We start from the raw sequence: 13,567 nt of genomic DNA, 5'->3' as shown, positions 1-13,567 counted from the left end.
GCGAACGATCCAGCGCGGCGACCGGCCCCGCGCCGCGAACGATCCAGCGCGGCTGACGGCCCCGCGCGGCTAACGGTCCGGCGGGCCGAAGGCCAGCGCCCGGTCGGAGGGCGTGCTGTCGGGGGGCGTGGCGCGGGCGGCGCGGACCCCTTCGGGGACATGCAGGCGGGTCAGCACCCGCCCGACGCCCGCGGGCACGGTGGCGGGCGTGCGCAGCGAGACCAGCACCATCACCGCGAACGCGAGCGGCACCGTCCACGCGGCCGGCTGCGCCAGCAGCGCGCCCGCGAGCCCCGCGGGTGCCCAGCCGAGCATGGTCGCCATCGCCGCGGAGGTCGCCGTCAGGCCGCCGACCGCGAGGCCGCACAGCGCTCCGGCCACGCTCAGCCGGCGCCACCAGATGCCCAGCACCAGCAGCGGGCAGAACGTGGAGGCGGCGACCGCGAACGCGAGGCCGACCGTGTCGGCGAGGCCGACCCTGGTCGCCAGCAGCGTGCCCGCCGCCGGCGCGGCGACGGCGAGCACCGCGCCGGCCCGGAAGCCGGCGACGCCGGTGCGGGTGCGGTGGCGCAGCAGGTCCTGGCTCAGCACCCCGGCGACCGAGACCGTCAGCCCGCTGGAGGTCGACAGGAACGCCGCGAACGCGCCGCCCATCACCAGCGCCGCCAGCGCCTCGCCCGCGGCCCCCGGCAGCACCCGCGCCGGCAGCGCGAGCACCACGGTGTCGGTGCGCCCCGTCAGCAGCAGGTCGGGGGCGTACACCCGGCCGAGCGCCGCGTACACCGGCGGGAACAGGTAGAACGCGCCGAGCAGCCCGATGACGGCCGCGGCGGTGCGCCGGGCCCCGCCGCCGTCGGGGTTCGTGTAGAAGCGGACGATCACGTGTGGCAGGCCCATCGTGCCGAGCAGCAGTGCGACCAGCAATGAGTACGTGCGGTACAGGGTGTGGTCGCGGTGCGCGGAGCCGGCCGGCGCGGAGCCGGTGCCACCACGGCTGAGGATCGTCTCGGCGCGCGGAACCGGCGTCCCGACCGGGAGAGTCACCGTGCTGCCGGCCGCGAGCACCGCCGTCCCCGTCGGCCCGAGCGCGACCGGGTCGAGGCGGACGGGGCCGGCGACCGGCTCTCCGTCCAGAACGCCGTACATCGTGAACGTCGTGGGGGTGTCGACCCGGACCCGGACCGTGTCAACGAGGCGGACGGTGACCGGCCGGACCGTCACCGGGTGACTGTCGGCGGGCGCGGCCGGGGCGCCGTCGCGCCACCACACCGCCAGCAGGAAGAACACCGGGATCGCGATCGCGGTGAGCTTCAGCCAGTACTGGAACGCCTGCACGATGGTGATCGAGCGCATCCCGCCGGCCAGCACGTTGAGTACGACGACCCCGGCGACGATCACCACGCCCAGCCAGGCCGGGGCGCCGGTGGCGGCGCGCAGCGCGAGGCCGGCGCCCTGGAACTGCGGGAGCAGGTAGAGCCAGCCGATCCCGACGACCAGCACCGAGGCGACCCGGCGTAGCCGCGCCGAGCCCATCCGGATCTCCGCGAAGTCCGGCAGGGTGAACGCGCCGGACCGGCGCAGCGGGGCCGCGACCAGCACCAGCAGCACCAGGTAGCCGGCGGTGTAGCCGATCGGGTACCAGAGCATGTCGGCGCCGGCCGCGAGCACCAGCCCGGCCACGCCGAGGAAGCTCGCCGCCGACAGGTACTCGCCGCCGATCGCCGACGCGTTCCACCGCGGGCTGACCACCCGGCTGGCCACGTAGAAGTCGCTCGTCGTCCGGGACAGCCGCAGGCCGAGCGCGCCGACGGCGAGGGTGGCGACGCAGACCATCGCGACGGCGAGCGCCGCCGGCCAGGCGGGCGCCGTCACGGCCGCTCGCCGCCGGCCTCGTCTCGCCCGGACAGCAGGTCGGTGAAGTCGTTCTCGGTGTGTTCGGCGGCGCGCACGTAGGCCCTGGCGACCACGACGAGCGTCGGGTACACGGCCACGCCGAGCACCAGCCACGGCACGCTCACCCCGAGGCCCGGGACGCGCGTCCCGGCGAGGTCGGGCACCAGCGCGAACAGCGCGGGCAGCAGGCCGAGCACCACCCCGAGCGCCACGAGCACACCGATCGCGAGCCGGCGCTGGTCGCGCAGCAGGCCCCGCAGGTAGACGTCGCCGAGGACCGTCTGCTCCTCGAGGTCCCGGCTGGCCATGCCCCGGGCTGGCCGCACGGCCGTCCCGGGCCGCTCAGCGGGCCGGCCTGATCTGCTCCGCCGATCGGGCAGGAAACCCGAGCCTCCGGACCTCCCAGATCGACTCCGCAAGCTCCGTCGATCCGGCAGGAACCCCGGATCCGGTGGGGACCCCGGCGCGGACGTTGTCCGCGGTCCCGTCACCCGCACCCGACGCGGCGGTGACGCCGCCTTCGGAGGCGGCGGGTCAGCCGGAGCGTCCGGGGGCACGGGTGAGGCTCGCCGCTCGGATCAGCCGGTCGCGCAGCGCACGGGTGTGCCGGCGGCTGACGGGCAGTACCCGGTCGCCGAGCCGGACGGTGCAGTGGCCGTCGTCCATGCGCAGTTCGTCGACGTAGGCGGTCGCGACCAGCGTGCTGCGGTGGATCCGGACGAAGCCCGCCGCGGCCCAGCGTTCCTCCAGCGTGGACAGCGACACCCGGACGAGGTGCCCGCCGCCGGCGGTGTGCAGCCGGACGTAGTCGCCCTGGGCGACGGCGTAGCGCACCTCGGACCGGTGGACGAAGCGGGTGACGCCGCCGAGCTCGACCGGGAACGTCTCGTCCTCGGCGGTGGTCATCCCGTCGTCGGACCGCCCGCCGGCGACGCCGACGAGGGCCGGTCCGTCGACCGGGCCGGTGAGGCCTGCGAGGGAGGCGGCGCCGGTGAGGGCGGCGGTACCGGCCGGGCCGGGCCGGGCGGGTGCCGTGGCGGCGGCTCCGGGCGCCTGGCGAGCGGCGCGGATCGTTTCGACGACCCGGCGCACGGCCTCGGCCAGCCGGTCGGGGCGCACGGGCTTGAGCAGGTAGTCGGTCGCGCGCAGGTCGAACGCGTCGACGGCGTGGCCCTCGTGCGCGGTGACGAAGACGACCTGCGGGGGCGCGGCGAACCGGCCGAGCACGCGGGCGAGGTCCAGGCCGTCGAGCCCTGGCATCCGTACGTCACAGAACACCGCGTCGAACGCCTGGGCGTCCAGCGCCCGCAGGGCCTCGGCGCCGCCGTCCACCGCGCGTACCAGCCCGATCCGCGGGTCGGCGTCCAGCAGCCAGGCGAGCTCGTCCCGGGCCGGCGCCTCGTCGTCCACCACCAGCACGGCGAGCGCCCCCGGCGCCCCTGCCCCTGACCCCGCTGCCCCTGACCCTCCTGCCACCGGCCGGGCTGACGCAACACCCGCACTCATGATCACGGATCGTAGCCGCCGGGGCGCCCGGTATCCATAGCCCGATCTTCCTCGGCTCGATCTTCCTCGCCGCTAGGGGACCTGGACGCCGGGGGCGAACTTGGGGACGCGGAAACTGACCTTGGTGCCGGCACCCAGCGCCGTCTCGACGACCAGGCCGCACTCGTCGCCGAAGACCGAGCGCAGCCGGGCGTCGACGTTGCCGAGACCCACCGAGTCGCCCACGTGCGCGCCGGCGAGGATGCGGCGCACGACCTCCGGATCGCTGCCCGCGCCGTCGTCCTCGACCCAGATGTGTGCCGCCGCGCCGTCGTCGGTCGCCCCGAGGGACACGTGCCCGACGCCGGGGCGCCCCTCGATGCCGTGCCGGACGGCGTTCTCCACCAGCGGCTGCACCGCCAGGAACGGGATGACGACCGGCAGCACCTCGGGCGCGACGAGGATCTGCACGGCCAGCCGGTCGCCGAACCGGGCCTGCTCCAACGCCAGGTAGCGCTCGACGTTGCGCAGCTCGTCGGCGAGCGTCGTGAACTCGCCGCTGCGGCGGAACGCGTAGCGGGTGAAGTCGGCGAACTCCAGCAGCAGCTCGCGTGCCCGCTCCGGGTCGGTGCGCACGAACGACGCGATCGCGGCCAGCGAGTTGTAGATGAAGTGCGGGCTGATCTGTGCCCGCAGCGCGCGCAGCTCCGCCTCCACCGCCCTGGTGCGGGACGCCTCCAGCTCGGCGAGCTCGACCTGGGTGGAGACCCAGCGGGCCAGCTCCTCGACCGCTCTCGCCAGCCCCGCGCCGACCGTCGGCGCGTAGGCGATCAGCGCTCCGACCACCTCGTCACCGCTGGTCACCGGCGCGACCACGGCCGCCCCGATCGGGCAGCCCGGATCGTCGCAGCGCCCGGCCCCGACGGCGTTCGCGTCGTCCGTGGCGAGCTGGTCGTCCGTGGCGAGCTGGATGTGGTCCGCGGTGAGGACGGCGGCGCGGCCGGCGGTGAGCGCCGTCGCGGCATGGCGGACGGCGTCCGCGCCGTGCCGCGACTCGCCGGGGCCGTCCCAGGCCAGCGTCCTCGTCGTGTCCGTGATCGCGACGGCCGACGTGCCGAGCAGTGCGCGCAGGTGGCGGACGGCCCGCGCGGCGCCGGCCGGGCCGAGCCCTTCTCGCAGGTGCGGCGCGGCGAGCGACGCCGTGTGCAGGGTGGCGAACGTGGCGCGCTCGGCGGTGGTCCCCAGCCCGGCGGGGGTGCGGACCGTCCGCAGCAGGAGCAGAACTCCGAGCGTCGCCGCGCCGCCGGCCACCACCCCGATCGCCAGCCAGACCAGCTGAACATCGCCGATCTCCACGCCGGCACGGTAGCCCGCCAGACCCGGCGAAGGCGGCCCAAGACGGATGACCGGCGGGAGAACCGCGATTTTGGAGCGCGCGACTGAGAACATTTGGGACATGACGTCGGGGCAGAAGGATGTGCGGTCTAAGGAGGCGGAGGGCAAGGGCGGGCCGGACGAGCCGGGGACGCTGCCGGGTCCAGAAGATGGGCAGCAGCTGCCGCGGCGGCAGCCGGGTCCGCTGCCGCGGCGGCGGACGAGTCCGGGTCCGGCGGACGAGCCGGGGGCGCTGTCGGGTGCGGCGGACAGCCCGGAGCCGCTGCCGAGCCCGGCGGGCGAGCCGGCGACGCGGCCAGGTCCAGCGGACGGCCCGGAGCCGCCGCTGGATCCGGTGGACGAGCCGGAGGCGCGGCCAGGTCGGGCGGAGGCGCCACGGGCGCGGCCGAGCCTGGAGGAACGGCGGCGCGGGCTGCCCGCCGGGCGGCCGAGCCGGCGGCGGGTGGTGCTCGCGGGGATCGGAGCGGTCGCCGGCGTGGCCGGGGTGACCGCGGCCGCCGGCGGCGCGGTGTACGCGGGCTGGCTGCCGGGGCGGTCGCGGCTGATCCGGGCGGTCGAGGGCTGTGGCGAGCCGGGCGCCGTTCCGGCGGTCGAGCCGGGGCCGGTCAGCGTCACGTCGTTCAGGAGCGCCGCCCGCCGCCGTCAGGTCGACCTCGTCGTCGCCTACCCGCCCGGCTATGAGCCGCGCGCCGCCACCGACGACGAGGCGCCTGGCGGAGCGCCTGGCGGAGATGACGCGGCCGGTGACGACGCCGGTCTCACGCTGCCGGTGTGCCTGGTGCTGCACGGACGCGGCGACACGGCGCGCGGCCTCGTCGGCCCGCTCGCGGCCCAGGCCTTTCTCGCGGCCGCGGCCGCCACCGGCGTGGCCCCGTTCGCGCTCGCCGCGGTCGACGGCGGTGAGACCTACTGGCATCGGCGAGCGGACGGCGATGACCCGGAGACGATGCTGCTCGGCGAGGTGCTGCCCAGGCTGGCCGCCCAGGGGCTGAGCACGGACCGGTTCGCCGCGTACGGCTGGTCGATGGGCGGCTACGGCGCGCTGCTGCTCGCCCGGCGCCATCCGACGCGGGTGGTGGCCGTCGCCGCGAGCAGCCCGGCGGTGTGGCACTCCTACGGCGACGCGGCTTCCGGCGCGTTCGACTCGGCGGCCGACTTCGACGACCATCGCGTCCTCGGCGTCGGCCCCGCGCGCGGCGTCGCCTACCGGATCGACTGCGGTAACGCGGACCCGTTCAGCCGCGTCGACCACACGCTCGCCGCCGAGCTGGCCGCCGCCGAGCGCGGCTTCCCCGTCGGCTGCCACGACTTCGGTTTCTGGCGCCGCCAGCTCCCCGCCCAACTGGCCTTCCTCGGCCGCGCCCTGTCGACCTGACCGGCGGGAGCCCGCTCGGCGCGGGAACCCGACCAGCCCAGGAACCTGACCAGCACGGGAAGAGGCCGACCCGGGCCGGCGGTTGACCTGGACGTGATGTCGCAGCCTTCAGGGCCGGTCCCGGCTCCCTTCCCGGTGCCGCTGTCCGTGCTCGACCTTGTCCCGGTGGGCAGCGGGGTGACGGCCGGCGAGGCCATCCGCAACTCGCTCGACCTGGCCCGGCGTACCGAACGGCTGGGCTTCGTCCGCTACTGGCTGGCCGAGCACCACGGCATGCCGGGGATCGCGAGCTCGGCGACGGCGCTGCTGATCGGCCAGGTCGCGGGGGCGACGTCGACGATCCGGGTCGGCTCCGGCGGCGTGATGCTGCCCAACCACTCCCCGCTGGTGGTCGCCGAACAGTTCGGCACCCTCGGAGCGATGTTTCCCGGCCGGATCGACCTCGGCCTCGGCCGTGCCCCCGGCACCGACCAGGCCACGGCCCGGGCGCTGCGCCGCATCACGGGTGGTGCCCTCACCGAGGACGAGTTCCCCGACCAGCTCGCGGAGCTGACCACCTTCCTCGCCGGCGCCGAGTTCCCCGCCGGCCACCGGCTGCACGGGGTGAGCGCCTTCCCGCGTGCCGAGGTGCCGCCGATCTGGCTGCTCGGGTCGAGCGGCTACAGCGCGCAGGTCGCCGGGATCCTGTCGCTGCCGTTCTCGTTCGCGCACCACTTCAGCTCGCAGAACACGATTCCGGCCCTCGACCTCTACCGGTCGTCGTTCCGCCCGTCGCAGGGGCGGGAGCGGCCGTACGCGATGGTCGCCGCCGCGGTGCTGGTCGCCGAGACCGACGAGCGGGCTGACTGGCTCGCCGGGCCGATCCGGCTGACGATGATGCGGTTGCGCAGCGGCCGCCCGGCGGCCTACCCGACGCCCGAGGAGGCCGCGGCCTACCCGTGGACCGACCTGGAGCGCTCCGCGGCCCGGCAGGCGACCGCGTCGCACGTCGTCGGCTCGCCGGAGACGGTCCGCGCCGGGCTCCAGCAGCTGCTCGACGCGACCGGCGCCGATGAGCTGATGCTCACGACCAACGTCCACGGCCACGCCGACCGCGTCCGCTCCTACGAGCTGCTCGCCGAGCTCGCCAGGGACCTGATCCCTCGGTCACGCCCACCGGCCAACGCCAACACCAACGCCAACGCAGCCGCCTCCGGCCGAGGCCACCAGCGGGGCTGACGTCACCAGCGGGCTGAGTTCACCAGGCGGCCCGAGGCCGTCAGGCGGGCGTGGACAGGGCCGGTTCAGGCGGCGCTGGTGTTGGCACCCGCTTCGGCGTCGTCGACGAGGAGCGGCCGGGACGGCCGTGCGGGGCGGGTCATCTTCGACGGGTGCAGGACGCGCTCGGTGATCCGGGCGACGAAGCCCCGTGGCAGGAAGCGCGGGGCGTTGGCCGACAGCCGGTACTGCCAGCCGTCGATCACGTAGGGCGCGCCGCGCCGCAGGCCACGGAAGGCGGTGGCGACGACCTCGTCCGGCGTTCGCATCCGGCCGCCGGTGGCCACCTGGTAGCCGAGGTCGTCGAAGAAGCCCGTCTCGGTCTGCGCCGGGCACAGCGCCATGATCCGCACGCCGCTGCCGCGGTACTCCGCCCACAGCGCCGTGGTGAACGACAGCACGAACGCCTTCGCCGCGCCGTAGACGGCCATGTGCGGCACGGCCTGGAACCCCTGCACCGAGCTGAGGTTGATCAGCGTGCCGCGCCGGCGCTCGAGCATGCCGGGCAGGAACAGGTGGGTCATCCGCTCGACGGACGAGCACAGGAGCATGACCTCGCGGTGGTTCTGCTCCAGGTCGAGCGTGTGGTAGTTGCCGTGGACGCCGAAGCCGGCGTTGTTGACCAGTACGTCGATCGTGAGGTCGAACTCGGCGACCTGCGCGGCCAGCTTGTCCGGCCCCTCCTCGACGGCGAGGTCGACGCCGATCTCGTGGACCGCGACCGGGTGGCGGGCGCGCAGCCAGGCCGCCGCCGCGGGCAGCCGCTCGTTCGGCAGCGCGGCGATCACGATGTCGGCCCCGCGGCGGGCGAACCCGTCCGCGAGCGCCAGCCCGATGCCCGATGAGGCGCCCGTGATCAGAGCCGTCTGGCCCCGATAATCATCCATAAGATCACCAGCCGCCGCTCCGATCCGACAATTCACATTCGATCGTAGGCTGACCGGATTGCGCCCCCATAGCGGGCGGTCGGTTAGTCGACAGCGGCGGACCAGGATTGCGGCCCGCGCGAACCCTGACGGAAGTGCCTGGTCAGGGCCGCGTCAACCCTCACGGAAGTGCCTGGTTGGGGTCCGGGCCGAATTGGCACCGGCGCTCCTCGACGTCCGTTGTCGAACAGCGAGCACGTCAGTTGTCGAGCAGTGAGCGCAGCGCCTTGCGGTCGGTCTTGAGGACACCGGTGAGCGGCACCGAATCCACGATCCTGACCTCGCGCGGGTACTTCACCGCCGAGATCCGCTCGCGGGCGTACGCGACGAGGTCCGCCGGCGTCACCGCCGCGCCGGGGGCGAGCTGGACGAACGCCACCACCTCCTCGCCGTGCGCCGGGTCCGGCCGGCCGACGACGCCGCAGGCGATCACGTCGGGGTGGGTGAGCAGCACGTCCTCGACGTCGCGCGGGTAGACGTTGAAGCCGTTGCGGATGATCACATCCTTGATCCGGTCGACGACGTAGAGGTAGCCGTCCTCGTCGAGCCGGCCGACGTCGCCGGTGTGCAGCCAGCCGCCGCGCAGCGTGCGCGCCGTCTCCTCGGGCGCGTGCCAGTAGCCGCTCATCAGCGACGGCCCGCGCAGGCAGATCTCACCGGTCTCGCCGGCGGTCGCCCAGGTTCCGTCGTCCAGCTCGATGCGCACCTCGACGCCGGCCGCCGGCCGCCCGACGCTGCCCAGCCGCACGGCGCTGCCCGGCGTCGACGTGGCGATCGCCGCGACCTCCGTGCAGCCGTATCCCTCGGCGAGCGTGGCGTGCGGCAGCCGGCGCGCCCACTCCAGCGAGACCTCCCGCGGCAGCGGGGCGCTGCCGCTGACGACCTTGTGCAGGCTTCCGGTCTCGTACTCCTCGACCGGCACCTCGAGCAGCATCCGGACCATCGACGGCACCAGCGCGCTCGAGTGGACGCCGTGCCGGGCGACGAGCGTCAGCCAGCCGACCGGGTCGAACCAGCGCATCAGCACCGCCGTCGACGGCCCGGGCGCGTGCAGGGCCATGACGCTGATGGTGAGCCCGTAGACGTGCGAGAGCGGCAGCGGCGACAGGCCCACGGGGGGCAGGCCGACGTCCGGGGAGTCCTGCTGCCGGGCGAGGTGGGCGGCCCAGGCGGCGGCCGACAGCGCGTCATGGCTGAGCACGACGCCCTTGGAGCGCCCGGTGGTACCCCCGGTGTAGAGCAGCGCGGCCATCTCAGCGGACGGGGTGTCCAGCAGCGGTGCCTCGTCGCCCGCCTCCAGCTCGGCGAAGTCGAGCACCGGCGGCACCGGGCCGGCCTCCCCGTCGCCGCCGCCGTCGCCCGGCTCCGCGGCGGCGCCGGGGGTACCAGGGCTACCGGGGGTACCGCCAGCGAGCACGATCGCCGTCACCGTGGGGACGCCCCTGGCCGCGCCGAGCACCTTCGCCAGGAACTCCGGCGTCGTGATGACCAGCCGGGCACCGCTGTCGGCGAGCACGTGCCGCAGCTCCGGTTCGCCGATCAGGAACAGCACCGGGGCGACGACGCCGCCCACCCGCCAGACCGCGTTGTAGGAGATCCCCACCTCGGGGCAGTTCGCCATGCACACGACCACCGGGTCGCCGGGCCGCAGACCGGCGGTGACCAGCCCGCTCGCGAGCCGGTTGGACCGGCTCGCGAGCACCGAGCCGGTCCAGCGCTGGTCCTCGAACACCAGCAGCGAGCTGTCGCCCACCCGCTCGCGCGCGAGCTCCGCCAGCAACGCCAGGCTGCTTCCGGTCGCCGCGGCCACTCTCGTCGCCACCGTGCACACCCCCTTGACGGCCATCGCCGCGCCGACGCCTCCAGGCGGGTCGAACAATGGGTGAGTTACACCACATGCCCGCAATCGTCATGTTGCACCCGGTGTCGCTGCGGCGCCACACCTGCCAGCCACCCGCCGAAACCGGCCAGGTCAGCCTTCTTAGGCTCCAGTGTCGTACCTCGGCCGCCACGCCGGTGGACCGACCGGCGGGCGGTCGCGGCCAGGGTGGTGGATGACACGGCCGTGGCGGCCGTGGTGGCCGTGGCCGTGGCGGCCGGTGGACGGCGCCGTGGCTACAGCGGACCGGTGCCTAGGCCGGCGTCGCGGGCTCTGGCGACGGCCTCCGCGCGGTCGGCGACCTGAAGCTTGGTGAAGACGTTCGAGACGTGGTTACGGATGGTCTTGTCGGACAGGTGCAGCCGGCGGGCGATGGCCGGGTTCGTGAGGCCGCGGGCGACCAGGTCGAGGATCTCCCGCTCCCGGTCGGTGAGCTCGGGGAACGGGGCGAGCGCCCCCCGCCCGCCGCTGGCGAACCAGGCGAGCACCCTGCTCGCGATCGCCGCGCTGAAGACCACCTCGCCGGCGGCGACGGCGCGCAGCGCGCGGGCGATCTCCTGGCGGTCGGCGCCCTTGAGCAGGTAGCCGCGGGCGCCGGCGCGCATCGCCGCGAACACCGAGTCATCGCCATCGAGCATCGTCAGGACGAGGACAGCCACGCCGGGGTGCGCGCCGACGATCCGTCTGGTCGCGTCGATGCCATTGGTTCCGGGCATGTGCAGGTCCATCACGACGATGTCGGGCGCGAGCCGTCCGGTGGCCTCGACGGCCTCGTCACCGTCGCCCGCCTCACCGACGACCTCGACGTCGGGCATCGTCTCGATCGCGATGGTCAGCCCCTCGCGGAACAACGGGTGGTCATCGACCACGAGAACGCGCACGTGTGCCTCACCCTTCGGTCGTGCCTGATGCCGCCGGGAGCAGGGCGGCCACCCGGGCGCCGCGGCCGTCCGGGCCGGGGCCGATCTCGAACGTCCCGCACAGCTCGTCGACCCGCTCGCGCATCGAGCGCAGCCCCATCCCGCCCGCGGCGGCCGGCACCGCCTCACCGGCCTCGCCGGCGGGATCGCCGGCGTCCGACGCTCCCAGCCCGCGGCCGTCATCGATCACCTGGACGTCCAGGCCCTCGGGCTTCCTGGCCAGGACCACCCGCAGCAGCGACGGGCGGCCGTGGCGGACGGCGTTCGTCAGCGCCTCGGCGACGATCCGGTACGCCGCGACCTCGGCGGCCGCAGGCAGGGTGCCCAGGTCCTCGTCGGCCGTCACCTGGACCCGCAGGCCCGGCGCGGCGAAGCGGGTGGCCAGCTCGCGCACGGCCGGGCCGAGACCGAGGTCGTCGAGCGCCGGTGGGCGCAGGCCGTGCACGAGCGCGCGCACGTCGTCGACGGTCCCGCGCAGCCGCGGGACGACCCGGTCGAGGATCCGCGCGGCGGCGGGCGGGTCCGCGGGCAGCAGGTCACGCGCGGTCTCGGCCTGCAGCGCCGAGGCGGCCAGCACCGGCCCGAAGCCGTCATGCAGCTCGCGGTAGAGCCGGCGGCGCTCCTCCTCCCGCGCGGCGACCAGTTGCTCGCGAGATCGACGCAGGTCGCGGGCAAGGACGACGGAGTGCAGCGCGACACCGGCGTTCTCGGTGACCTCGATGAGCAGCCGTCGCTCCGCCGGGCGCAGCCAGTCTGCCCGCCGGGCCAGCAGCAACGTCCCGACCCTCGTTCCGGCGTACTCCAGCGGGATCCGGTCCAGGCCCTGTCTGGCCGCAGGCCCGGCGGCCTCGCCGGTTCCGGGACGGTCGCCCGGGACGTTGCCCGAGCCGCTCACCGGGCTCGCGGGCGGGGGCGTACCGTGCTCGATCGTCTCGCCGCCCACCACCTCGATCGCCGCGTACGGCACCCGCAGCGCCGTCGCGGCGGCGGCGGCGAGCTCGGGAAGGACGCGGCGGCTGATCGTGTCGGCGTCCTCGGCGGCCCGCAGCCGGGCGCCGACCAGGCTCAGTACGGTGCGCGGGTCGTGCTCGCCGCCGAAGACCAGCCGGTTCGCCTCGGCGCGCAGCCGGCGCGCGAGCGGCTCGGCGAACACCGCGACCAGCGCCGTCGCCACCAGCGGCGCCCCGGTGGTCCGGCCGAGCAGGGCGCCGCCGAACCCGACGCAGGCGGCGTAGCAGGCGCCGATGACGACGGTGAGCGCGCCGTAGGCGAGCGCGCGGCTCACCACCAGATCGACGTCCCACATCTGGTAGCGCAGCACCGCGACCAGGCAGGCCACCGGTAGCGGCAGCATCGCGAGCGCCGTGAGGACCGGTCCCAGCCAGAACCCGGCGACGAAGAGGACCACCGACGCGGCGAGCCCGAGCAGCACCCAGCGGGCCTGCCGCCGCTCCCGCTCGGCCGGGTCGCCGGCGGTACCGGTAGTACCGGCGGCGCCGGCGGTACTCGCAGTACTGCCGGGACCGGTGGTGCGATCGGCGCCGGCGGAGCCGTTGGTACCGGCGGGGCGGCCGCGACCGCGGCGTGACAGCGACCACAGGGCCGCGAGCGCCGTCGTCGCGGTCAGCGCGACGAGCGGGGCTGTCACCCAGGCCTCGACGGCCCAGCTCAGGCCGGTCGGGTTGCGGACGCCATAGCGGGGGAGCGTCGGGGCGAAGGTGCCGTAGGGCGTGGCCGCCGCCTGCGCGGTGGAGCCGACGACGGCCATGACGGCCACGGCCAGCACGGGCCGCCAGCGCCGCGACGGCAGGCGCCCGCCGGGCAGCAGCAGCGGCAGCACGCTCACCGTGCCGATCACGGCGATCATCCAGGTGGCGTTGCCCACCCACATCGCGGCCCTGGCCGCCGTCGAGACCCGCTCCGGTCGGTGCGCCAGCTCGTACACCAGCCAGCCGGGCCCGGCGAGCGCGAGCGCGTTCGCCAGCCCGAAGCCGAGCAGCAGCCAGCCGACCGACAACCGCGGGCGCCGGGCCGCGAGCCGCCCGCCCAGCAGGCCGTACCCGAGCGCGGCCACGGCGCTGGACAGCCACCAGGCCATCACCTCGTCGGCGGCCGGCGCGTCCCAGGCGGCGAGCCGCAGCCACACGCCGAGCCCGACGACCGTGACCGTCGCCGCGGTCCCGGCCCCCGCGAGCGCCAGCCCGATCCGTCCACCCCGCACGAGACGATCGTGGCCGACCTTGCCGGAGGTGTCACGGGACGCGATGTCCCGACCTGCTCTGTCCCGGCCTGCTCTGGCTCCGGCCTGCTCCGGCCCCGCCCTTCGGGCGTCACCGATCCGTCGGGCCTCATGGAAAAGCTGGGATGCCGGGGTCCGAACCGTAGTCCGGACCCGGCACCCCAGCCGGGAGTTCTGAGTTCTGGTGCCAGCCGGGCT

At 75.3% G+C, this 13,567-nt stretch carries 10 protein-coding genes; 2 read left to right on the top strand and 8 right to left on the bottom strand.

Features of this window, described 5'->3' with window-relative positions; translation table 11 throughout:
• Positions 1-69: 69 nt before the first annotated feature.
• The 4 genes from FRCN3DRAFT_RS0204230 to FRCN3DRAFT_RS0204215 all read right to left on the bottom strand — a co-directional run bounded on the left by FRCN3DRAFT_RS0204230 (position 70) and on the right by FRCN3DRAFT_RS0204215 (position 4,734).
• Entirely contained in the window at positions 70-1,872 is a 1,803-nt protein-coding gene (locus FRCN3DRAFT_RS0204230; protein ID WP_007518622.1) for a sodium/solute symporter, read from the bottom strand.
• On the bottom strand, positions 1,869-2,201 hold the full coding sequence (locus FRCN3DRAFT_RS0204225; protein WP_051466129.1) for a DUF485 domain-containing protein: 333 nt from the start codon (positions 2,199-2,201) through the stop codon (positions 1,869-1,871). The genes FRCN3DRAFT_RS0204230 and FRCN3DRAFT_RS0204225 overlap by 4 nt, the downstream gene beginning before the upstream one ends.
• A gap of 226 nt (positions 2,202-2,427) precedes the next feature.
• A complete protein-coding gene (locus FRCN3DRAFT_RS55875; protein WP_083401961.1) occupies positions 2,428-3,399 on the bottom strand; it encodes a LytR/AlgR family response regulator transcription factor in 972 nt (323 codons plus the stop codon).
• 72 nt (positions 3,400-3,471) lie between these two features.
• Positions 3,472-4,734, bottom strand: a complete 1,263-nt coding sequence (locus tag FRCN3DRAFT_RS0204215) for a sensor histidine kinase (RefSeq protein ID WP_007518617.1) — start codon at positions 4,732-4,734, stop codon at positions 3,472-3,474.
• A 100-nt stretch (positions 4,735-4,834) separates the two neighbouring features.
• Here FRCN3DRAFT_RS0204215 and FRCN3DRAFT_RS0204210 point away from each other — a divergent pair, with 100 nt between their 5' ends.
• The gene (locus FRCN3DRAFT_RS0204210; protein ID WP_083401960.1) at positions 4,835-6,148 is read left to right on the top strand and encodes an alpha/beta hydrolase-fold protein; all 1,314 of its coding nucleotides are present in this window, start codon (positions 4,835-4,837) and stop codon (positions 6,146-6,148) included.
• Between the two features lie 96 nt (positions 6,149-6,244).
• Positions 6,245-7,366 carry an LLM class flavin-dependent oxidoreductase gene (locus tag FRCN3DRAFT_RS0204205; RefSeq protein WP_007508547.1) on the top strand — a complete coding sequence of 374 codons (1,122 nt, stop codon included), beginning with the start codon at positions 6,245-6,247 and terminating at the stop codon, positions 7,364-7,366.
• A gap of 65 nt (positions 7,367-7,431) precedes the next feature.
• Here FRCN3DRAFT_RS0204205 and FRCN3DRAFT_RS42575 read toward each other — a convergent pair whose 3' ends face one another.
• The 4 genes from FRCN3DRAFT_RS42575 to FRCN3DRAFT_RS0204185 all read right to left on the bottom strand — a co-directional run bounded on the left by FRCN3DRAFT_RS42575 (position 7,432) and on the right by FRCN3DRAFT_RS0204185 (position 13,351).
• The gene (locus tag FRCN3DRAFT_RS42575; protein ID WP_007508549.1) at positions 7,432-8,292 is read right to left on the bottom strand and encodes an SDR family NAD(P)-dependent oxidoreductase; all 861 of its coding nucleotides are present in this window, start codon (positions 8,290-8,292) and stop codon (positions 7,432-7,434) included.
• A 238-nt stretch (positions 8,293-8,530) separates the two neighbouring features.
• The gene (locus FRCN3DRAFT_RS0204195) at positions 8,531-10,153 is read right to left on the bottom strand and encodes a class I adenylate-forming enzyme family protein (RefSeq protein ID WP_027140238.1); all 1,623 of its coding nucleotides are present in this window, start codon (positions 10,151-10,153) and stop codon (positions 8,531-8,533) included.
• Between the two features lie 293 nt (positions 10,154-10,446).
• Positions 10,447-11,091, bottom strand: a complete 645-nt coding sequence (locus FRCN3DRAFT_RS0204190; protein WP_007508553.1) for a response regulator — start codon at positions 11,089-11,091, stop codon at positions 10,447-10,449.
• A gap of 7 nt (positions 11,092-11,098) precedes the next feature.
• Entirely contained in the window at positions 11,099-13,351 is a 2,253-nt protein-coding gene (locus FRCN3DRAFT_RS0204185) for a sensor histidine kinase (protein ID WP_007508555.1), read from the bottom strand.
• Positions 13,352-13,567 lie beyond the last annotated feature (216 nt).

The sequence above is a fragment of the Pseudofrankia saprophytica genome, assembly GCF_000235425.2.
Taxonomy (GTDB): Bacteria; Actinomycetota; Actinomycetes; order Frankiales; family Frankiaceae; genus Pseudofrankia; species Pseudofrankia saprophytica.
The sequence above is the reverse complement of the archived record's forward strand: the minus strand, read 5'-3'. Positions and strand labels throughout refer to the sequence as shown.

Excerpts from the sequence above, each read along its gene's own strand:
- FRCN3DRAFT_RS0204225 (WP_051466129.1), bottom strand. The coding sequence starts at position 2,201 with ATGGCCAGCCGGGACCTCGAGGAGCAGACGGTCCTCGGCGACGTCTAC.
- FRCN3DRAFT_RS42575 (WP_007508549.1), bottom strand. The coding sequence starts at position 8,292 with ATGGATGATTATCGGGGCCAGACGGCTCTGATCACGGGCGCCTCATCG.
- FRCN3DRAFT_RS55875 (WP_083401961.1), bottom strand. The coding sequence starts at position 3,399 with ATGAGTGCGGGTGTTGCGTCAGCCCGGCCGGTGGCAGGAGGGTCAGGG.
- FRCN3DRAFT_RS0204210 (WP_083401960.1), top strand. The coding sequence starts at position 4,835 with ATGACGTCGGGGCAGAAGGATGTGCGGTCTAAGGAGGCGGAGGGCAAG.
- FRCN3DRAFT_RS0204205 (WP_007508547.1), top strand. The coding sequence starts at position 6,245 with ATGTCGCAGCCTTCAGGGCCGGTCCCGGCTCCCTTCCCGGTGCCGCTG.